This window comes from Paracoccus seriniphilus (assembly GCF_028553745.1).
Taxonomy (GTDB): domain Bacteria; phylum Pseudomonadota; class Alphaproteobacteria; order Rhodobacterales; family Rhodobacteraceae; genus Paracoccus; species Paracoccus seriniphilus.
The window spans coordinates 2,393,157-2,412,060 of the sequence record NZ_CP067129.1; the positions used below are offsets into that span (position 1 = coordinate 2,393,157).

Below are 18,904 nucleotides of genomic sequence, written 5' to 3' on the forward strand. Positions count from 1 at the left end.
ACAAGATCAACTGTCGTAATCGATGACGTGCCGCAACTGCTTTTCGAATTCCAGCGCCTTGCCGGTCCCCAATGCGACACAACTCATGGGCTGGTCGGCAAGGCTGATCGACAGGCCGGTCTGCTCGCGCAGCGCCAGATCCAGCTCACCCAACATCGCTCCGCCCCCCGTCAGCATCACGCCGCGATCGACGATATCGGCAGCCAGATCCGGCGGCGTGGCCTCCAGCGCGACCATCACGGCCTCACAGATGGCCTGCACGGGCTCGGCAAGGGCTTCGGCAACCATGGCCTGACTGATTTCGATTTCCTTGGGAATGCCGTTCAACAAATCGCGACCACGCACCATGATCGTCGCGCCGCGCCCGTCATCGGGCATCCGCGCGGTGCCGATGCTTGTCTTGATCCGCTCGGCCGTGGAATCACCGATCAGCAGATTCTGGTTGCGGCGCAGATAGTTGATGATCGCCTCATCCATGCGGTCGCCGCCGATCCGCACCGAGCGCGCATAGACGACATCCCCCAGCGACAGCACGGCGACCTCGGTCGTACCACCGCCGATATCGACAACCATGCTGCCGGTCGGTTCGGTAATCGGCATCCCTGCCCCGATGGCGGCGGCAATCGGTTCGGCGATCAGGCCAGCCTTGCGCGCACCGGCGGACAGGACCGATTGACGGATGGCGCGCTTTTCAACCGGGGTCGCGCCATGGGGAACGCAGACGATGATCTTGGGCTTGGAAAAGGTCGTGCGCCGGAACACTTTCTTGATGAAATGCTTGATCATTTCTTCGGCGCTGTCGAAATCGGCGATGACGCCTTCGCGCATCGGACGAATCGCCTCGATGCTGCCGGGCGTGCGTCCCAACATCAGCTTGGCATCCTCACCCACGGCCAGAACCTGTCGTTTGCCGTCCTTGACGTGATAGGCGACCACCGAAGGTTCGTTGAGGATGATGCCCTTGCCCTTCACATAGATCAGCGTGTTCGCCGTTCCGAGGTCGATTGCGATGTCGGTCGAAAACAAACCGCCGAATGCCATGCCTGTAATCCTTTTCGCGCCGGTTTGCCCGGCCTGCCCGTTTCTTTGCACCTGGGTCGCGCCGTCATTGCGTCGCCGGCACACCTCACGGCGTTCTTCCATATAAATGGGTAAATGCAACGGGGAAAGCCCTGTCACGCGCCTATGCGCGATGTCATGCCGTCACGAAAGTGGCGCCGCGAGGGCCGCGGCGCCGAATGTTTCAGTGCGAATACATGCTGATCTGCTTGTCATCGCGGCCGATCTGGGCGCGACGCATGATCAGGTGGTTCAGCGCACCGACATAGGCCTTGACGCTGGCAAGGATGGTATCGGTATCCGACGACTGCCCGTTGACGATGCGTCCGTCCTCTTCCATCCGAACGCTGACGGTCGCCTGCGCGTCGGTGCCTTCGGTCACGGCGTGAACCTGATACAGCTGCAGCCGCGCGTCATGCGGGAAAATCTGCTTCACGGCATTGAAGCAGGCATCGACAGGACCGTCGCCGGTGGCATGCACGGTCTTTTCCTCGCCATCGACAATCATGGTCAGATCGGCAGATTGGCCGTCGCTGCCACAGACGACACGCAGATGCTTGACCTGCAGGTGATCGTCGCCGGTATTGGCCGAAGCATCCTGAACCAGCGCGATGATGTCTTCGTCATAGACCTCTTTCTTGCGATCGGCGAGCGCCTTGAACCGCACAAAGATGTCCTTCAGCTGGTTGTCGGCCACCTCGTAACCCAGATCCTTCAGCTTGGCGCGCAGCGCGGCGCGGCCGGAATGCTTGCCCATGGCAATATTGGTATCATTCAGGCCGATATCGGCGGGACGCATGATCTCGAAGGTTTCGACATTCTTCAGCACGCCATCCTGATGGATACCCGATTCATGCAGGAAGGCGTTCTTGCCGACGATGGCCTTGTTGAACTGCACCGGGAAACCCGAGACCTGCGCCACGCGACGCGACAGGTTCATGATCTTGGTGGTGTCGATTTCGGTATCGAAGGGCATGATGTCGTGACGCACGCGCAGGGCCATCACCACCTCTTCAAGCGCAGTGTTGCCCGCGCGTTCGCCCAGCCCGTTGATCGTGCATTCGATCTGGCGGGCACCCGCCTCGACAGCCGCCAGGCTGTTCGCGGTCGCCATGCCCAGATCGTTATGGCAATGGGTCGCAAAGATGATTTCATCGGCACCAGGCACGCGTTCCAGCAGCATCCGGATCAGATCGGCGCTTTCACGCGGCGCGGTATAGCCCACGGTGTCGGGAATATTGATCGTCGTCGCGCCACATTTGATGGCGATTTCCACCACGCGGCACAGATAGTCATGTTCGGTGCGTGTCGCATCCATCGGCGACCATTGCACATCGTCGCACAGGTTGCGGGCGTGGGTGACAGTCTGTTCGATCCGCTCGGCCATCTGATCCATATCCAGATTGGGAATCGCGCGATGCAGCGGGGATGTACCGATAAAGGTGTGGATGCGCGGGCGTTTGGCGTGTTTCACCGCCTCCCAGCAACGGTCGATGTCGGGCAGCTGGGCACGCGCCAGCCCACAGATCACGCTGTTGCGGCTTTGCTTGGCAATTTCGGAGACGGCGGCGAAATCACCTTCCGATGCGATCGGGAAGCCGGCTTCGATGATATCGACATTCATGTCGTCCAGCATCGAGGCGATTTCCAGTTTTTCGGCGTGGGACATCGTGGCGCCGGGCGATTGCTCGCCATCGCGCAGGGTCGTATCGAAAATGAATACGCGGTTCTTGTCAGTCATGATTTGATCTTTCTTACGCTGCTGTGTTCCGGAAACCCGGGCCCTGACCAGACTGAGCGGCGGCCCGGAAGACCCGCTCAGCGCAGCGTAAGAAGCAGCAGACCACGGAGGTTCACGGCCAGAAGCGCACCGGAAGGTGCGGTCGAGGCAGTGGCGATATGGCGCATCCGAGTCATGGGGGGAATATGCCGCCCTGAATCGGCTTTGAAAAGAGAAAAATCGACGGCTCTGATCAATTGCCTCACATTCCGCCGCAACCCAGCCCTTTCAGCGCGCAGACATGACGGGATTGCGCCGTTTTCCCGAAGAGTTCACATTGGTGTCAAATTTTCTCTAGTCTCACCGGCCCTGTCGTGCCTATCATTTGAACACTGACGTGAACAATAAAACCAACCACAGGGGGTAACATGTCACGCAAGATCGTCGTCGGTTTCGACGGCAGTGAAGCTTCACGCCGTGCGCTTGATTTCGCGGTCAGCCGCGCCAAGCTGCAGGGTGACAGCATTCTTATCGTCCATATTCTTGAGTGGTCGCCCTACAGCTTCCTTACACCCAATGAAATCGAAGAGCGTCACCGCCGCCGCAAGGAGGAACTGGAACGCGCGGAAAATGCCATCATCACGCCCGTGCTCAAGGAAATCGAGGCCCAGGGTGTCCAAGTCAGCGCAGTGATGAAATATGGACATATCGCCGACACCATCTGCAAGATTGCCAAGACCGAAGATGCCGCACTGATCATTATCGGGCGGATGGGCAATTCGGGATTGTCGACGCGCATCTTCGGTTCTGTTGCCGGAACACTGGCACAAATCGCGCCCGTTCCCGTGACAATCGTTCCCTGAGCATCGGCAATAGGAGACTCGACATGAGCACATTCGCACAACGTCTATTCCCGGCCGCATTGCTCTCGGGCCTGATGGCAGCAGCACCGGTCGCGGCGCAAACCCTGGACGAAAAGGTGAATGCCATTTTCGCCAGTTCGACCGGCTGGTTCGTCAGCCTCATCTTTGCAAATTTTCCCGGCACCACATTCCCCTGGATCGTCGCATGGCTGGTGATCGCCGCGACGGTCTTCACGCTCTATTTCGGCTTTGTCCAGTTCCGCGCCTTTCCCCATTCGATCTCGCTGGTGAAGGGTGACTATTCCGATCCCGATGACGCAGGCGAGGTCAGCCATTTCCAGGCACTTGCAACGGCACTGTCGGGCACGGTCGGGCTGGGCAATATCGCCGGGGTTGCCGTCGCTGTCGGCATCGGCGGGCCGGGGGCGACATTCTGGATGATTCTTGCCGGCCTGATGGGCATGGCATCGAAATTCACGGAATGTACGCTGGGGGTCAAATACCGCAACGAATATGCCGATGGCACCGTCTCGGGCGGCCCGATGTATTACATGACCAAGGGCTTTACCGAGCGCAATCTGCCCGGCGGCAAGTTTCTTGCGATCATGTTCTCGATCTTCTGCATCCTGGGGTCGCTGGGTGGCGGCAACATGTTCCAGGCCAATCAGGCACATGCCCAGATTACCAATGTGCTGGGCGATTATCCGGGCTGGATCACCGGAATCATCTTTGCAGCCATCGTCTTTGCGGTGATCATCGGCGGCCTGAAATCCATTGCCAGCGTGACCGAAAAGATCGTGCCGCTCATGGGCGTGATCTATGTCGGCACTGCGCTGATCATTCTGCTGATGAACTTCCAGCATATCGGCGCGGCCTTCGGTCAGATCTTTGAAGGTGCCTTTACCGGGCTTGGCGTCGCAGGCGGCATGGTCGGAGCGCTGATCCAGGGTTTCAAGCGCGCCGCCTTCTCGAATGAAGCAGGCGTCGGTTCCGCAGCCATCGCCCACTCGGCCGTTCGGACCAAGGAACCGATCACCGAAGGCTATGTCTCGCTGCTGGAGCCCTTCATCGACACGGTGGTGATCTGCACCATGACCGCGCTGGTGATCATCATCACCGGGCAGCTGATGACCGACCCCGAGACCGGCTTGCTGGTTCTGAACGAGGCCGGCACGATCCAGACCCTTGGCGGCAACAGCGGTGTGGAACTGACTTCGGCCGCATTCAGCAGCGCCTTCAGCTGGTTCCGCTATGTTCTGGCCATCGCCGTGATCCTCTTCGCCTTCTCGACGATGATCTCGTGGAGCTATTATGGCCTGAAAGCCTGGACCTTCCTGTTTGGCGAGGGCCGGACCAAGGAGATCACCTACAAGATCATGTTCTGCATCTTTATCGTGATCGGTGCTGCGGCCAATCTTGGTCCGGTTATCGACTTCTCGGATGCGGCGATCTTTGCCATGGCCGTGGTCAATGTCTTTGCCCTGTATTTCCTGATGCCGCTGGTGAAGGACGAGATGCACAGCTATGTGGCGCGGCTGCGTTCGGGCGAGATTCGCAAGTTCGTCTGACCCTGACGCACAGCGTGAAAACCGGAACGGGCGCCCGAGGGCGCCCGTTTCAATTCCACGTCACTTGCGGCTTCAATCGACCCAGCGCACCCCGGTCAGGTCATTCGCCTGTGTCGGCGCATTCTCCCACAGGCCTTCCAGACGCGCGTTGGCCACCCCGGTCTTGGCCAGCTGGAACAGGAAGCCATTGACATAATCCTCGGCAATAAGCCGTTGCGCCTGCTGATACAGCGCACTGCGTTCCTGCGGATCGACCGCGGTTTGAAGCTGTGCCATGACCTCGGCCAGCCGCGCGCCGTCGTAATGGAAATAGTAATCGGGCCGGGCATAGATATCGATATCCAGCGGCTCGGTATGGCTGACGATGGTCAGGTCGAAGTCCCCACCCTTGAAGACCGTTTCCAGCCATTGCGCCCATTCCATGTTGGTGATCTCGGTTTCGATTCCGACCTCGCGCAGTTGCGAGGCCACAATCTCGCCGCCGCGCCGCGCATAAGAGGGCGGCGGCAGCGCCAGACGCAACGGGCGTGGTGCCTCGTCCAGTTCCGCCAGCAGAGTTCTGGACAGTTCGGGATCATAGGCCGACAGCCCCGCCAAATCGACGTAATCGGGGTGATGCGGCGCGAAATGGCTGCCGATCGGCGTGCCATAGCCAAACATCGCGCCATTGATGATATCCGCACGATTGATCGCATGCGCAATAGCTTGCCGGACCCGGATATCGTCCAGAGGCGGCTGGCTGTTGTTCATCGCCAGAATGGTCTCGCCCTCGGTCGTGCCGACGATCACCTCGAATCGCGGATCGGCCTGCAGTTGCGGCAAGGTTTCCGGCGCGGGGAAATTCGGAAAGGCATCCACATCCTCGGCCATCATTGCCGCGAAAGCCGCCGTCGGATCGCTGATGAAACGGAATGTCGCGCGGGTCAGCGCGGGTTTCTCGCCCCAATAGCCGTCATAGGCCGACAACTCGACTCGATCGCCCTGAACCCAGCGCTCGAATCGGAACGGTCCCGTCCCGACCGGAGCGGTGGCGATATCGGCGATGCTGTCCTGCGACACCATGACGGCATCGCCCCAGGCCATCTTGAAGGGGAAGTTTCCGTCGGGCCGTGTCAGCCTGACCCGGACCGTCAGCGGGTCCACGATCTCGACCGCTTCGATCCCGGCAAAAAGCTGCTTCTGGGCATTTGTCGAATCCGCGGCGCGCGCGCGATCAAGGCTGAAGCGCACATCCTCGGCATCAAAGGCAGTGCCGTCATGAAAGGTGACACCCTCGCGCAGGTGGAACAGATAGCTGCGCCCATCGTCCTCGACATCCCAACTGGCCGCCAGGGCGGGCCTGACCGAGCCATCCGGTCCGAAACGCGTCAGCCCCTCGAACAGATTGGCATAGACGACCTCGTCTGTCGCCGCAGCCGCAACACCGGTCGGGTCGAGATTGGGCGGCTCCAGCACCATGCCGATCGTGATGCTGTCCTGCCCCCAGGCCGCGCCCGTCAACAGCGCAACTGCCGCCACGGAAGATTTCAGAATGTCCCACATAAGCCGTTCTCCGGATCCCTGTCGGAAGGGATCATCGGTCGGAACGGCGTAACAGGCAACCCCGCCGGATCAGCGCCTTGCAGGCCAGATCTGTTGCGCGGCCCCAGCCAGAAGCAACCAGACAGAAGTGCCCACCAGCCCCCAGATCGCCCAGCTTGCGGGATGGAAATCCACCCAGGCAGCCCATGCCGCAAAGACCACCCAGGCCACCGCGACGGGCAGGGAAATGCTGCGCCAGCGTTCGGTCCGCACCGGGTGGATGAACTTGATGTTCGTGAACATCGCGGCCGTCAGCGCCACCACGATCGCAAGAATGACGATCCCATGCGGCTTGGTCGCGAACAGCACGATCACCACCATGTTCCAGCAGCCGGGAAATCCGGCAAAGGAGTTGTCGGTGGTCTTCATGCGCGAATCCGCGAAATAGACGACGCTGCCATAGACGATCAGGATGATCGCGAGCCAGCCCGCCCAGCCGGACAGCAGCCCCGATTCGAACAGCGCAAAGGCCGGAATGAACACATAGGTCAGATAGTCGATGATCAGGTCCATCAGGACGCCGTCATACTCCGGCCAGTTCTTCTTGACGTGATAGCGCCGGGCCAGGGGGCCATCGACACCATCCACCACAAAGGCAAAGACCAGCCAGAGGAACATCAGCGACCATTGCCCATGCACCGCGGCCAGCATCGCCAGCATGGAAAGGACCGCGCCGGTGGCGGTCAGAAGATGAACGAGCAAGGCCTTGTAACGAATTTGCATTTGCACGTTCTGTCAGGTTGCGATCCGTGACGCAACCAATACCCGTGTCAACGCAGGATCGGTGGTCCGTCGCGGCGCCTGGGCCGGGCCGGCTCGGGCGGCGACAGGTCAAATTGCAGCGCGGCAGGGGGCAGCGGCCCATCGCGGAAGGTGATATCGACGCCGCCGTCTTGCGGGGGCAGAAAGGCCAATGCCTCGGACAGGGCCTTGGCAATGGCGTCCTGATGTCCCTCGTCAGCGCCCGCGATCACGACAACATGGCCGGCAAGCTCTTCGGATGAGCCATCGCGACCGACACCGGCCAGCGCCGCACCCGAAACAAGCTCGCGCATATCGGCCAGCCGCTCAGCCAGCGGCAATGCCAGATCTGCCACGACGCCGGGGGCCGGGGCCAGCAGACGCAGGCGTGCCTGCGCAGCTTCGGGCCGGGCCGCCAGGGCGCCCGCCAGCCAATCCAGAATGGCCGCATCCAGCATCATTTCCGACGGGTGGCCCGGATTGATCAGAAGCCCTGCCCCTTCATCGCGCAACAATCCGGCCAGCACCCGGCCCGGCATCGCCGCATAGGCAACCGCTTCCCCGAAGAAATCGGCCAGCCGGTCCTCGGAATCGCAGGCCAGCGCAACCGGCCCGTGTTCCAGCGGGAACATCCGCAGTTCGATCTGATCGCCGACCGGCTCACCGACCAGCGCCACCGAAAGCTGCGTATCGGCAAGCCGCGACAGCATCCGTGCCCGCTGCGCCTCGCCGGCATCGTGGAAAGGCTCCACGGCAAGATCGTCCAGCGCACTCAATTTATGAAGTCACCGGCCTGGAAGTTGCCAAGGTTGCCAAGCAGCTGCCCGATAAGCGAGATCTCGGTGATGCTGCCCTCGGTGACCCGGCGCGACAGAACGACAACTCGACCGCGTTCAAGCCCGAAACGCTCGACATTGCTGACCGTGCCCGAAGGCGAGAAGGATACGGCCACCACCTCGCGGCTGACCTCCTCGGGCTCATAGGGGCCATAGTGGCGCCAGCGTGAGCCGACGTAATACCACCCCGATCCGGTCAGCAGCCCCTGCGCCGAGGGACGTCCGATCAGGCCTTCCAGTTCGCCCATGGTGGTCTGGCCGACGACAACCTGTTCCAGATCCTCGTCGGGGGGCACAAATCCGTGATTGCGATAGACCGCCGAGCAGGCCGCAAGGCCAAATGCGGCTACGAAAGCCAGGATCAACAGGTTCCTGATGGTAGCCATATATCGTGTTTCCTCTGCTCGGACGGTTGACGCGGCCTGCCTGCCTTAGCAAACTCGGGCACCGCGCTCAAGAATATCCATTCACGGCGGGGGCTTGTCGGCAGCTTGTCGTCATCATATCCGCCTCATGAACCCCGGAGACCCCAGAATGCCCGCCCCGACCCCGAATACGCAACGCCTGCGCGTCGCGCATCTGAACCCGCGCGCGGCCACGCCGTTCTTATTGACCCCGGATGAAAGCACCCGCAAGGCCATTGCCGAAGAACTGCAGATTTCGGACCTGCCGAAACTTTCGTTTCAAGGCGAGATTCGCGCGCGTGGTGGTGATGCCTGGGCGCTGACCGGCCAGCTGCGCGCAAGGGTTGTTCAACCCTGCGTGATCACGTTGAAGCCAGTCCGGACCGGCATCGACGAACCGGTCGAGCGGGTGTTTTCGCCCCATCTGCGCCCGCCCGAGGAAGAAGAGGTCGAAATGCCGGATGAAACCCTGGAACCGCTGGGGCAATTCATCGACCTGTCGGCCGTGATGATCGAAGCCCTGGCGCTGGCCCTGCCCCAGTATCCGCGGGCCAAGGATGCCGCACTGGGGGATTCGGCGATCGAGGATGATACGCCGGACACGAAAAAACCCTTTGCCGGGCTGGACAAGCTGCTGGGCGGCCTGTCGGGGCCGGGCGGAGAAGATTGATGCAGCCTGCCGCCCGGCCCCTGCAGCGTTGCAGCAAGACCACAACCGGGGTGTTCGATGCCCTGGAAATGAACGCGGGGCTGGTTTTTCGGCGGCCATTCGGTGCAATTAGGGCGGGCCGCCTGCTGCAAGGGCTTGCGGGCCGGCATTTCATCGCGTATCTGCGCGGTTCATTTTCGAATTCCATACACACGGTGCGAAGGCGTTTGATCGCCGCACCCCGAAACGAGGTCGTGACATGGCTGTCCCCCAGAACCGCGTAACCCGCTCGAAACGCAACATGCGCCGCGCGCATGATTCGCTGGTTGCGGGTAACCCGAATGAATGCCCGAACTGCGGCGAACTGAAGCGCCCGCATCACGTCTGCCCGTCCTGCGGCCACTATGCCGACCGTGAAGTTGTCGCGCAGGCAAACGAGATCGACCTGGACGACGACGCGGCCTGATCCGGGCCCGCCCGCGCCAATTAAATGACCGTCGATTCCGCGACCAATTCAGATCCGCGCGCCCCCGAAACCGGGGGCAGCGTGGTCATTTCGATTGATGCGATGGGTGGCGACCGAGGCCCCTCGGTCATCGTCGCCGGCATGGCTGAAAGCGCGCGCAAGAATCCCGACATCCGATTCATCGTTCATGGTGACGAAGCCCAGCTTCGCCGCCTGATCGGTCGTCGCAAGGACCTTGCCGGACGCTGCGACATCCGCCACTGCGATGATGTGGTGACCATGGAGGACAAGCCCAGCCAGATCGTGCGCAAGGGCACGGGAACCTCGATGTGGTCCGCCATCGATTCCGTCAAGAAAGGCGAGGCCGGGGCCGCGATTTCCTGCGGGAACACCGGCGCGCTGATGGCCATGTCGATGCTGCGGCTGCGCAAGCTGCCCGGCGTGAACAGGCCCGCGATCGCCTGCCTGTGGCCCTCGAAAAGCCCGCAGGGTTTCAACATCATGCTGGATTGCGGCGCAGACATCCGCGCCGATGCCCATGATCTGTTGCAATATGCGATGATGGGGGCGTCCTATGCCCGCAATGGCCTTGGGGTCACCTGCCCGCGAATCGGGCTGCTGAATGTCGGCACCGAAGAACACAAGGGCCGGGCCGAGCTGAAACAGGCCAACGACCTGATCGCCGCAACTGCCGAAAGCGGCAATTTCGAATATGTCGGCTTTGTCGAAGGCGGCGATCTGCCCTCGGGACGCGTAGATGTGATCGTGACCGACGGTTTTACCGGGAATGTCGCCTTGAAGACCGGCGAAGGCACAGCCAAGCTGGTCGGAGATTTTCTCAAGGAAGCCTTCGCCAATTCGTTCATGTCCAAATTCGCAGCCCTTCTTGCCATGACGTCGCTGCGGCGGCTGCGCAAGCGCATCGACCCGCGTCGCGTGAACGGCGGCATCTTCCTGGGGTTGAACGGAACCGTGGTCAAATCGCATGGGTCCGCGGATGCAACAAGCGTTGCGGCGGCGATCAAGCTGGCCTTCACATTGACTCAATCCGGCTTTCAGGACCGGCTCGCCGCCCGGGTCGCCCAAAGCGTCGTGGCAAACCCGGGCGATACCGACGAGACCGAGGTAACATCATGATTCGCAGATCCATCGTCGTCGGCACCGGGCACTACCTTCCCGAACGTGTTGTGGAAAACAGCTGGTTCGAAGAACGGCTGGACACCAACGACGAATGGATCCGCTCTCGCTCAGGGATCGAGCGGCGTCATTTCGCGGCAGATGGCCAGACCACCAGCGATCTGGCCATCCGCGCCGCAAAGGCGGCGCTGGAAAATGCCGGGCTGACCGCCGATGAAATCGACGGCATCGTTCTGGCCACATCGACCCCGGATTTCACCTTTCCCGCAGTCGCCACCATGGTTCAATCGGGACTGGGGATGACACGTGGCTTTGCCTATGACGTGCAGGCTGTTTGCGCAGGCTTTGTCTTTGCGCTGGCCAATGCCGACGCCATGCTGCGCGCCGGAATGGCCAATCGTCTTCTGGTGATCGGCGCCGAGACCTTTTCACGCATCATGGACTGGACCGACCGCAGCACCTGCGTGCTGTTCGGGGACGGGGCCGGGGCCGTGATTCTGGAGGCACGCGACAGTGCCGGAACCTCGGATGATCGTGGCATCCTGTCCTCCGACCTGCATAGTGACGGCACCTATCGCGATCTGCTCTATGTCGATGGCGGCGTATCGACCACGGGCACCGCGGGACAACTGCGCATGCAGGGCAATCTGGTGTTTCGCCACGCGGTCGAAAAGCTGACCAAGACCGCCCATGCCGCGCTGGACAAGGCCGGGCTGGAAACCTCGGACGTGAACTGGCTGGTGCCCCATCAGGCCAACAAGCGCATCATCAGCGGCACCGCCCAAAAAATGGGCCTGCCGATGGAAAAGGTCGTGCTGACGGTGGCCGATCACGGCAATACATCGGCGGCCTCGATCCCGCTGGCCCTGTCGATCGCCAATGGCGAAAACCGCTTCAAACCCGGCGATGTCCTGGTCACCGAGGCCATCGGTGGCGGCCTCAGCTGGGGATCGGTCGTCCTGCGCTGGTAAGCCGCAAAGCGCAGTTGCGGATCATTTCAGCAGTGAATCCTTGCTGGCGCGCCGGTTGAGGCCGCCTGTCTTCCGCCCTGCCCTGTCATGGCCAGACTGACACTCGACGCAAAGCTGCACCCCCGGCATTGCAATCCGTCGCGGTTCGGGAATCGGTTCATCGCATTCGCGGCAGAACTCGGCCGACGGACGCGCCGGCGCCGCACTGCGCAATCGCGCCCGCGCTATCGCCTCGGCCGTGCTGATCTCGATCTGTTCATTGACCGCATCGTCGCGGGCCCATCCACCTGCCATGGCTCACCCTCCTGTAAAGCCCCAAGATAGGCAGTCCGGTCATCAAATTCAAATTTTCACCGATTACGTTCAATCGGTTGACAGCCTCGCCACCAGAAGAAACACTGTCTTCAAAGAGGCGCGTGAACCTCAAGCCTCTGACCTTGGGAGGGTCCATAGTTTGCCGATTATTCGTGTGATCGACGGCATCAACGAAGTCGTCGGCCGGATCGTGTCGATCGTAGCGATCGTCTTCGCCGGTATCATTATCTATGACGTTTTCATGCGTTATTTCCTTGGCGAGCCCACACGATGGGCCTTCGATCTGACCAAGCAGCTTTACGGATTCTACTTCATCATGCTGGGGGGCTATGCGCTGCGCCATCAGGCCCATGTCCGGGTCGACCTTGTGACCGAACGCCTTGGCACCCAGGCCAGACGCTGGGTCGAGGTTGCCGGATACCTGATCTTCTTCTTTCCCTTTTCATGGGTCTTTGCCCGGCGCAGCTTCGATTTCGCGATGACATCCTACAAGCAGGGTGAACTGACCTATGGGGCGGTGCAGCTTCCGGTTTACCCGCTGAAAATCGCAATGTTCCTTGCCGCCGTGCTGCTGCTGATTCAGGGCCTCAGCGAAGTGTTGAAACTGGTCTTGAGCAAGACCGGACATGTTGAACCGATGGAGCCTATGGATGTCCGGTGAATCGATTGCACTGATTATGTCGGGCCTGCTGCTGCTGGGCCTGTTCATGGGGCATCCGCTGGCCTTCGTGCTGGGTGGCACGGCGGTCCTTGGCGCGATCATCGCCGGCAAGCCGATGGTGCTGGGCATCGTGATCAACCGGATTTTCGGCGATGTGCTGGACAATTACGTGCTGATCGCCATTCCCCTCTTCGTGCTGATGGCACGCTTTCTTTCCGACAGCGGCGTGACCGACAGGATGTTCGAGGCGCTGCGCCACCTGATGGCGCGCGTCACCGGCGGACTGGGCCTGGCGGTGGTGTTCATCTCGATCCTGCTGGCGGCGACCACCGGCATCATCGGGGCCTCGATCACGGTCATGGGCATGATGGCGCTGAAACCCATGCTGCAATATGGCTATGACAAACGCCTGGCCACGGGGCTGATTGCGGCCTCGGGCTGTCTTGGCATTCTGATCCCGCCGTCGATCATGCTGATCCTGATGGCCTCCTATGCACCGGGGCTGTCGGTCGGGCAGCTGTTCGCAGGGGCGATGATTCCCGGCATGGTTCTGGGCGTCATGTATGCGCTTTACGTGGCGGCAATCGCCTGGATGCGACCCGACTGGGCACCGCCCATCCGCGATGACGAGCAGATCAGTCGCAGCGCCCTGTGGCGCATGCTGATCGCCGAGGCCGTGCCGCCCCTGGTCCTGATTCTCGGCATTCTGGGGTCGCTTCTGGCCGGTATCGCCACCGCAACCGAAGCCAGCGCGATCGGTGCCGTTCTGGCCCTGCTGATCGTCATCTTCCGCGGTCGCTTTGAATGGAAGACCTTCTATTCCGCGCTGCTGGAGACCGGTCGCACCTCTGCGATGATCCTGTTCATCGTCGTCGGCGCAACCGCATTTACCGGTGTCTTCAACATCACCGGCGGCCTGCGCGCCAGCCAGGACCTGATTCGAGGGCTGGCGGATGATCCCTATACGCTGATCGCGGTCATGCTGATCGTCGTCTTCATCCTTGGCATGTTCCTTGACTGGACCGGCATCGTGCTGCTGTCCTTTCCGATCTTTCTGCCGCTGGTCAGCGAAATGGGCATCGAACCGCTGTGGTTCGTGGTGCTGATGGCAGTGGTCCTGCAGACCAGCTTTCTGTCACCGCCCTTCGGCTATGCGTTGTTCTACATGCGCGCAATTGCACCATCCGAGGTTTCGACCACGGATATCATCCGCGGCGTGCTGCCCTTCATTGCCCTCATCGTGGTGATGTGTGCGCTGATCATCCTGTTTCCCGGTCTGGTCACATGGCTGCCGACACGGCTCTACGGCGGCTGACGCGATCAGGCATTTCAACATTACTGAGGAGGTATAACGAATGAAAACACTGCTCACGACCACCGTTCTGGCCCTGTCCGTGGCGGCACCGGCCCTGGCCGAAAACTGGACCATGACCACCACCTGGCCGTCGAGCCTTGAGCTTATCGAGATCGACAAGCACTGGGCGCAGCTGGCAAACGACCTGATCGACGATGACAAACTGACCATCGAATTCTACGAAGGCGGCAGTCTGGTTCCCGCCGGCGAAGTCTTTGGGGCCGTTGAATCGGGCACCATTCAGGCGGGTGGAGACTGGCCGGGCTATTGGGCGGGCCGTGACAGCGCATTCTCGCCCCTTGCCACCACGGCAAGCCTGTTCAACGCCGTCGATTATGTGAACTGGATTCAGGAATGGGGCGGCGCGGATCTCTATAACGAGGTCTATGGCAAATTCGGCATGGTCTATCTGCCCTATGGCGTCACCAACAATGAATCCGGCTTCCGCACCGTCGACAAGCCGATCAAGACGGTCGAGGATCTCAAGGGGCTGCGGCTGCGCCTGTCCGGTCTGGAACAGGGCAAGCTTCTTGAAAAGCTGGGCGGCAATCAGGTCAGCATGGCCGGCGGCGAGATCTATCAGTCGCTGGAACGCGGCGTGATCGACGGTGCCGAGTTCTCGACCCCGAATGTCGATTTCTCGGGTGGCTTCCAGCAGGTCACCAAATATTGGTCGACGCCGGGCTGGCACCAGTCCTCCTCGGTCTTTGGGGTGATGATCAACAAGGCCGCATGGGATGCATTGGACGAGGAAACCCAGGCACGTCTGAAGACTGCGGCCGATGCCACGATGCTGTGGAGCCTGGCCTTCACCGAAAAGCGTGCGACCGAAGCCTTTGCCAAGTTCCAGGAAGCCGGCACCGAGATCAACCGCCTTGACGATGCGGCGCTGGAAGAGATCCAGAAGATGGCCAATGAGACCATCGAGGAAGTCGCCTGTGAAAACCCGCTGTCGGCCAAGGTCTATGCCAGCCAGGTCGGCTATCTGCAGGACTATGCAATCTGGCGTGACGCCTCGGCGCCCTTCAACCTGGGGAGGACTCCGAACGGGCCCGATCTCGCCAAAATCGAAAGCTGTGCGCAGTAATCCGCAGATTTTGTCGCGCAAGTGTCGGGCGGGGAACGATTCCCCGCCCTTCACGTTGACAGTAGGCCCTTTCGGCCTCATCCTGTTAACGCAAAAGAGGATCAATCATGGGCGAAAAAACGCTGACCCGTATGGACTTGGCTGAAGCTGTGTTCCGCGACGTGGGCCTGTCGCGTCACGAGTCCGCGCAGCTGGTCGAAAGCGTTCTGGAGCATGTCTCGGACGCGTTGGTGCGTGGCGAACAGGTCAAGATTTCTTCCTTTGGCACATTCAGCGTTCGTGACAAGAACGAGCGGATTGGCCGAAATCCCAAAACCGGTGAAGAGGTTCCGATAACGCCGCGCCGGGTGCTGTCCTTCCGTCCTTCCCATCTGATGAAGGAGCGGGTGGCCGCCGGTAACAAGCGATAGGGCGCATTTCCAAAAATGAACAAGGGAGCAGATGCATTCCGCTCGATCGGTGAGGTCGCCAAACTGATCGGTGTTGCGCCGCATGTCCTGCGCTATTGGGAGACACAGTTCACACTGCTGCGCCCCATGAAGCGCCCCGACGGGCGGCGCTATTACCGCCCGGATGATCTGCGCCTTGCAGCCGGATTGTGCGAAGTCCTGCGCGAGGATGGGCTGACCATTCGCGGAGCCAAGAAGCTGATGGCACAGGATCGCGGAGAAGCGGTCCGCCAGCGCGGGGCGGAACGTCTGCGCATGCTGGAACCCGCTCCGCAGGGCGAAACCGATTCACAGGGCCAAACCGGCTCAACAGAGCGGATCACCCGCCATGATGCTGCGCCGGACGCGCCAGATGCTGTCATCGGCAATGGGGCAGAGACCGCAGCCCCCGACCGGCCTCTTGGCCAGCCAGTTCGCCCCGCCGAGCCGCCCGAACTGCCCCTGCAGCAGGAACCGTCACGCGACGATGCCGGGGCGAACTGGCTGGCGCGATTGGTTTCGACAGCCGCGATCCTGCGGCGCATCACGGCCGATGACCCGCGTCTGCCCGCCGCGCGCACGACGATTTCCGCGCTGAGCCAGAACATCGGCGCAAATTATTACTGATTGATGGCCCCTGATCACAAATTTCCGCGTCCTGGGCCTTGTGCATCCCTGCCGCTTCGATCTATATGGCCGGCGTCGGGCCGTGGCGCAGCCTGGTTAGCGCGTCCGTCTGGGGGACGGAAGGCCGCGAGTTCGAATCTCGCCGGCCCGACCACTTCGAAAACGCCCACTCCTTCGCGGGGGTGGGCGTTTCCGTTTCTGCCAGCCAGTTTACCGGGGGAAGAGTGATGAACGGCGTTCTGCCTGACAGCGAGATCCGCGACCTGATCCATCAAGGTGCGATTTCCGCCCAGACCGAGATCATCCCCGAACAGATCCAACCTGCCAGCCTGGACCTGCGGCTGGGCCACAAGGCCTATCGCCTGCGCGCCAGCTTTCTGGCCGGACGCGGGCAGCGAATCGAAGATCGGCTGAACGATTTCCAGATGCATGAAATGGATCTCGGCGGCGGTGCAGTGCTGGAGCGCGGCTGTGTCTATCTGGTCCCGCTGAACGAACGTCTCAGCCTGCCGCCGGGATTGACCGCCGTCGCCAATGCCAAATCCTCGACCGGACGACTGGACCTGCTGACGCGGCTTGTGACCGATGACGGCACCGAATTCGACCGCCTGCCCGATGGCTATAGCGGCCCGCTCTATGCGGAAATCTGCCCGCGCAGCTTTTCGGTGCTGGTTCGTCCCGGCATGCGCCTGAACCAGTTGCGCCTGCGTCGCGGACAGGCCGTGCTCAGCGATCAGGAACTGCGTGATCTCAACGCCCGTGAACCACTGGTCGAGGGCGAGGCCCTGATTGACCACGGGCTGGGCTTTTCGGTCGATCTGCGCCCTGCCCGGGGCGATCTGGTCGGCTATCGCGCCCGCCCCCACAGCGGCGTGATCGATCTGGACCGCATCGCGCAATATCCCGCGGCGGATTTCTGGGACGAATTGCACACGACCGAGGGCCGGCTGATCCTTGATCCCGGAGCCTTCTATATTCTGGTCAGCCGCGAATCCGTGGCCATCCCCGCTGATTGCGCCGCCGAAATGGCGCCCTATCTTGCCATGGTCGGAGAGTTTCGCGTGCATTACGCGGGCTTTTTCGATCCCGGTTTCGGCATTGGCAGTTCCGGCGCCGGGTCACGCGGCGTTCTGGAAGTGCGCTGCCACGAGGCCCCCTTCGTGCTGGAACACGGGCAGGTCGTCGGACGGCTGGTCTATGAACGCATGGCAGCCCGCCCCGACCGTCTTTACGGCGCCGGGATCAAGTCGAACTATCAGGGGCAGGGCCTGAAGCTGGCTAAGCAGTTCGTCTGAGGGTCAACCCAGAGGCGCGGTCTGCCACAGCCGGATCTTCAGCCCGCCATGGGCCACGATGGGTCCGGCGGGCAGGAATTTCAGCCCGGTCGCCTTGGCCAAGCCGGCCTCGCTGGTGATGATGCCGATTTTCCAGCCCTTGAAACGCTCGCGAAACACCTCGCCCATGGCGGCATGCAGCCCATATAATGGGCCCTTGTTGCCGATCCGCGTGCCATAGGGCGGGTTCAGGATCACCAGCCCCGGATCGCAATCGGGGGGTTGCAGATCAGCGATCTGACGGCATTCAAAGCTGATCGCCTCTGCCACACCTGCGCGCATGGCATTCGCCACGCTCATGCGAATTGCCCCGGCATCACGGTCGCTGCCATAGAAGCGCGCCGCAGGGGGGCGGTTCGGTGATTCAGCGCACAGATCCTGCCAGATTCTGGGACGGAAACTCGCCAGCGTTTCAAAGGCAAAGCTGCGCGAGCGCCCCGGCGCCATTCCGGCGGCCATTTCGGCGGCCTCGATCGGGAATGTGCCTGATCCGCACATCGGGTCCAGCACCGCCTGAGATCCGTCATAACCCATTTCGCGCAGGAACATGGCTGCCATGGTTTCCCGCATCGGAGCCTTGGCCACCGCTTCCTTGTGACCGCGCTTGTGCAGCGATTCGCCTGTCGTATCCAGACTGATGGTGACCAGGTCGTCTTCGATCCGGACCTTGACGACCACCTGCGCATCGGGCGCGATCGTCGCGCCCAGTTCTTCCTGGATGGCCCGTTCGATCCGTTGCGTGGCGGCCTTGGCGTGATAGATCCGGCTGGCCTTGCAAGTGGCCTCGACGCGCACCGCAACGTCCTTGCGCAACACCTCGGCCCAGGGAAACTTGCGCGAGCGCTTGTCCAGCTGCGCCAGATGCATCGCCCGAAAACTGCCAACCCGCGCCAGCACTCGCGTCGCCCCGCGCAGCCACAGATTCGCGCGCCAGACATCAGGCCAGCCACCGCGAATGGCCACACCGCCCGGCTGCACGACCGGCTGCCAGCCCAATTCCCGTGCTTCCGATGCCAAGGGCTGTTCCAGCCCTGGCGTCGCCACCAGGAAAATCTCGAAATCTTCATTGCTCATGCATCCGCCTTAGCCGCTGGACGCCCCAA

The 18,904-nt window shown here is 61.6% G+C and carries 20 protein-coding genes and 1 tRNA gene; 13 read left to right on the forward strand and 8 right to left on the reverse strand.

Annotated elements, in window-relative coordinates; translation table 11 throughout:
* Positions 1-6: 6 nt before the first annotated feature.
* Complete coding sequence (locus JHW44_RS11680; protein WP_089342729.1) at positions 7-1,041, reverse strand: rod shape-determining protein; 1,035 nt, start codon at positions 1,039-1,041, stop codon at positions 7-9.
* A 202-nt stretch (positions 1,042-1,243) separates the two neighbouring features.
* Positions 1,244-2,800: a 2-isopropylmalate synthase gene (locus JHW44_RS11685; RefSeq protein ID WP_089342728.1), complete on the reverse strand. Its 1,557-nt coding sequence runs from the start codon at positions 2,798-2,800 to the stop codon at positions 1,244-1,246.
* Positions 2,801-3,207: 407 nt separating this feature from the next.
* Between JHW44_RS11685 and JHW44_RS11690 the strand changes: the two genes are divergently transcribed.
* Together JHW44_RS11690 and JHW44_RS11695 are read left to right on the forward strand one after the other, a co-directional pair.
* On the forward strand, positions 3,208-3,642 hold the full coding sequence (locus JHW44_RS11690; protein WP_089342727.1) for a universal stress protein: 435 nt from the start codon (positions 3,208-3,210) through the stop codon (positions 3,640-3,642).
* A 23-nt stretch (positions 3,643-3,665) separates the two neighbouring features.
* On the forward strand, positions 3,666-5,210 hold the full coding sequence (locus tag JHW44_RS11695) for an alanine/glycine:cation symporter family protein (RefSeq protein ID WP_089342726.1): 1,545 nt from the start codon (positions 3,666-3,668) through the stop codon (positions 5,208-5,210).
* A gap of 72 nt (positions 5,211-5,282) precedes the next feature.
* On the opposite strand, the gene JHW44_RS11700 is transcribed toward JHW44_RS11695, so the two are convergent.
* The 4 genes from JHW44_RS11700 to JHW44_RS11715 all read right to left on the reverse strand — a co-directional run bounded on the left by JHW44_RS11700 (position 5,283) and on the right by JHW44_RS11715 (position 8,754).
* Positions 5,283-6,752, reverse strand: a complete 1,470-nt coding sequence (locus tag JHW44_RS11700) for an ABC transporter substrate-binding protein (RefSeq protein WP_089342725.1) — start codon at positions 6,750-6,752, stop codon at positions 5,283-5,285.
* Between the two features lie 69 nt (positions 6,753-6,821).
* A complete protein-coding gene (locus JHW44_RS11705; protein ID WP_089342724.1) occupies positions 6,822-7,514 on the reverse strand; it encodes a CDP-alcohol phosphatidyltransferase family protein in 693 nt (230 codons plus the stop codon).
* A gap of 47 nt (positions 7,515-7,561) precedes the next feature.
* Positions 7,562-8,308 carry an SseB family protein gene (locus JHW44_RS11710; RefSeq protein WP_089342723.1) on the reverse strand — a complete coding sequence of 249 codons (747 nt, stop codon included), beginning with the start codon at positions 8,306-8,308 and terminating at the stop codon, positions 7,562-7,564.
* The gene (locus JHW44_RS11715; RefSeq protein ID WP_089342722.1) at positions 8,305-8,754 is read right to left on the reverse strand and encodes an outer membrane protein assembly factor BamE; all 450 of its coding nucleotides are present in this window, start codon (positions 8,752-8,754) and stop codon (positions 8,305-8,307) included. Before JHW44_RS11715 ends, JHW44_RS11710 begins: the two co-directional genes overlap by 4 nt.
* A gap of 148 nt (positions 8,755-8,902) precedes the next feature.
* Here JHW44_RS11715 and JHW44_RS11720 point away from each other — a divergent pair, with 148 nt between their 5' ends.
* From JHW44_RS11720 to JHW44_RS11735, 4 genes are all read left to right on the forward strand, one after another.
* On the forward strand, positions 8,903-9,442 hold the full coding sequence (locus JHW44_RS11720; protein WP_089342721.1) for a YceD family protein: 540 nt from the start codon (positions 8,903-8,905) through the stop codon (positions 9,440-9,442).
* A 238-nt stretch (positions 9,443-9,680) separates the two neighbouring features.
* A complete protein-coding gene (rpmF, locus tag JHW44_RS11725; RefSeq protein WP_089342719.1) occupies positions 9,681-9,887 on the forward strand; it encodes a 50S ribosomal protein L32 in 207 nt (68 codons plus the stop codon).
* A gap of 24 nt (positions 9,888-9,911) precedes the next feature.
* Positions 9,912-11,024: a phosphate acyltransferase PlsX gene (gene plsX / locus JHW44_RS11730; protein WP_089342718.1), complete on the forward strand. Its 1,113-nt coding sequence runs from the start codon at positions 9,912-9,914 to the stop codon at positions 11,022-11,024.
* Positions 11,021-11,995: a beta-ketoacyl-ACP synthase III gene (locus JHW44_RS11735; RefSeq protein ID WP_179217606.1), complete on the forward strand. Its 975-nt coding sequence runs from the start codon at positions 11,021-11,023 to the stop codon at positions 11,993-11,995. Before plsX ends, JHW44_RS11735 begins: the two co-directional genes overlap by 4 nt.
* 21 nt (positions 11,996-12,016) lie before the next feature.
* Here JHW44_RS11735 and JHW44_RS11740 read toward each other — a convergent pair whose 3' ends face one another.
* Positions 12,017-12,289, reverse strand: coding sequence for a DksA/TraR family C4-type zinc finger protein (locus JHW44_RS11740; RefSeq protein WP_089342717.1), 273 nt, complete (start codon positions 12,287-12,289; stop codon positions 12,017-12,019).
* Positions 12,290-12,449: 160 nt separating this feature from the next.
* Between JHW44_RS11740 and JHW44_RS11745 the strand changes: the two genes are divergently transcribed.
* From JHW44_RS11745 to JHW44_RS11775, 7 genes are all read left to right on the forward strand, one after another.
* Entirely contained in the window at positions 12,450-12,971 is a 522-nt protein-coding gene (locus tag JHW44_RS11745) for a TRAP transporter small permease subunit (RefSeq protein ID WP_245846731.1), read from the forward strand.
* Entirely contained in the window at positions 12,961-14,286 is a 1,326-nt protein-coding gene (locus tag JHW44_RS11750) for a TRAP transporter large permease (protein ID WP_179217605.1), read from the forward strand. The genes JHW44_RS11745 and JHW44_RS11750 overlap by 11 nt, the downstream gene beginning before the upstream one ends.
* Before the next feature lie 40 nt (positions 14,287-14,326).
* Positions 14,327-15,412 (forward strand): TRAP transporter substrate-binding protein DctP, encoded by a 1,086-nt coding sequence (gene dctP, locus JHW44_RS11755; protein WP_089342715.1) that lies wholly within the window; start codon positions 14,327-14,329, stop codon positions 15,410-15,412.
* A 107-nt stretch (positions 15,413-15,519) separates the two neighbouring features.
* Positions 15,520-15,822 carry an integration host factor subunit alpha gene (ihfA, locus tag JHW44_RS11760; RefSeq protein ID WP_089342714.1) on the forward strand — a complete coding sequence of 101 codons (303 nt, stop codon included), beginning with the start codon at positions 15,520-15,522 and terminating at the stop codon, positions 15,820-15,822.
* Positions 15,823-15,837: 15 nt separating this feature from the next.
* Entirely contained in the window at positions 15,838-16,467 is a 630-nt protein-coding gene (locus JHW44_RS11765; protein WP_089342713.1) for a MerR family transcriptional regulator, read from the forward strand.
* A gap of 76 nt (positions 16,468-16,543) precedes the next feature.
* A tRNA-Pro gene (locus tag JHW44_RS11770) sits at positions 16,544-16,621 on the forward strand.
* A 73-nt stretch (positions 16,622-16,694) separates the two neighbouring features.
* Entirely contained in the window at positions 16,695-17,762 is a 1,068-nt protein-coding gene (locus JHW44_RS11775) for a 2'-deoxycytidine 5'-triphosphate deaminase (RefSeq protein WP_089342712.1), read from the forward strand.
* Between the two features lie 3 nt (positions 17,763-17,765).
* Here JHW44_RS11775 and JHW44_RS11780 read toward each other — a convergent pair whose 3' ends face one another.
* Positions 17,766-18,875, reverse strand: a complete 1,110-nt coding sequence (locus JHW44_RS11780; protein WP_089342711.1) for a THUMP domain-containing class I SAM-dependent RNA methyltransferase — start codon at positions 18,873-18,875, stop codon at positions 17,766-17,768.
* Between the last annotated feature and the right edge of the window lie 29 nt (positions 18,876-18,904).

Coding starts and splice junctions, on each gene's coding strand:
- JHW44_RS11680 (WP_089342729.1), bottom strand. CDS start 1,041: ATGGCATTCGGCGGTTTGTTTTCGACCGACATCGCAATCGACCTCGGA.
- JHW44_RS11705 (WP_089342724.1), bottom strand. CDS start 7,514: ATGCAAATTCGTTACAAGGCCTTGCTCGTTCATCTTCTGACCGCCACC.
- rpmF (WP_089342719.1), top strand. CDS start 9,681: ATGGCTGTCCCCCAGAACCGCGTAACCCGCTCGAAACGCAACATGCGC.
- ihfA (WP_089342714.1), top strand. CDS start 15,520: ATGGGCGAAAAAACGCTGACCCGTATGGACTTGGCTGAAGCTGTGTTC.
- JHW44_RS11765 (WP_089342713.1), top strand. CDS start 15,838: ATGAACAAGGGAGCAGATGCATTCCGCTCGATCGGTGAGGTCGCCAAA.
- JHW44_RS11780 (WP_089342711.1), bottom strand. CDS start 18,875: ATGAGCAATGAAGATTTCGAGATTTTCCTGGTGGCGACGCCAGGGCTG.
- JHW44_RS11740 (WP_089342717.1), bottom strand. CDS start 12,289: ATGGCAGGTGGATGGGCCCGCGACGATGCGGTCAATGAACAGATCGAG.
- dctP (WP_089342715.1), top strand. CDS start 14,327: ATGAAAACACTGCTCACGACCACCGTTCTGGCCCTGTCCGTGGCGGCA.
- JHW44_RS11775 (WP_089342712.1), top strand. CDS start 16,695: ATGAACGGCGTTCTGCCTGACAGCGAGATCCGCGACCTGATCCATCAA.
- JHW44_RS11700 (WP_089342725.1), bottom strand. CDS start 6,752: ATGTGGGACATTCTGAAATCTTCCGTGGCGGCAGTTGCGCTGTTGACG.
- JHW44_RS11690 (WP_089342727.1), top strand. CDS start 3,208: ATGTCACGCAAGATCGTCGTCGGTTTCGACGGCAGTGAAGCTTCACGC.
- JHW44_RS11750 (WP_179217605.1), top strand. CDS start 12,961: ATGTCCGGTGAATCGATTGCACTGATTATGTCGGGCCTGCTGCTGCTG.
- plsX (WP_089342718.1), top strand. CDS start 9,912: ATGACCGTCGATTCCGCGACCAATTCAGATCCGCGCGCCCCCGAAACC.
- JHW44_RS11720 (WP_089342721.1), top strand. CDS start 8,903: ATGCCCGCCCCGACCCCGAATACGCAACGCCTGCGCGTCGCGCATCTG.
- JHW44_RS11695 (WP_089342726.1), top strand. CDS start 3,666: ATGAGCACATTCGCACAACGTCTATTCCCGGCCGCATTGCTCTCGGGC.
- JHW44_RS11685 (WP_089342728.1), bottom strand. CDS start 2,800: ATGACTGACAAGAACCGCGTATTCATTTTCGATACGACCCTGCGCGAT.
- JHW44_RS11715 (WP_089342722.1), bottom strand. CDS start 8,754: ATGGCTACCATCAGGAACCTGTTGATCCTGGCTTTCGTAGCCGCATTT.
- JHW44_RS11735 (WP_179217606.1), top strand. CDS start 11,021: ATGATTCGCAGATCCATCGTCGTCGGCACCGGGCACTACCTTCCCGAA.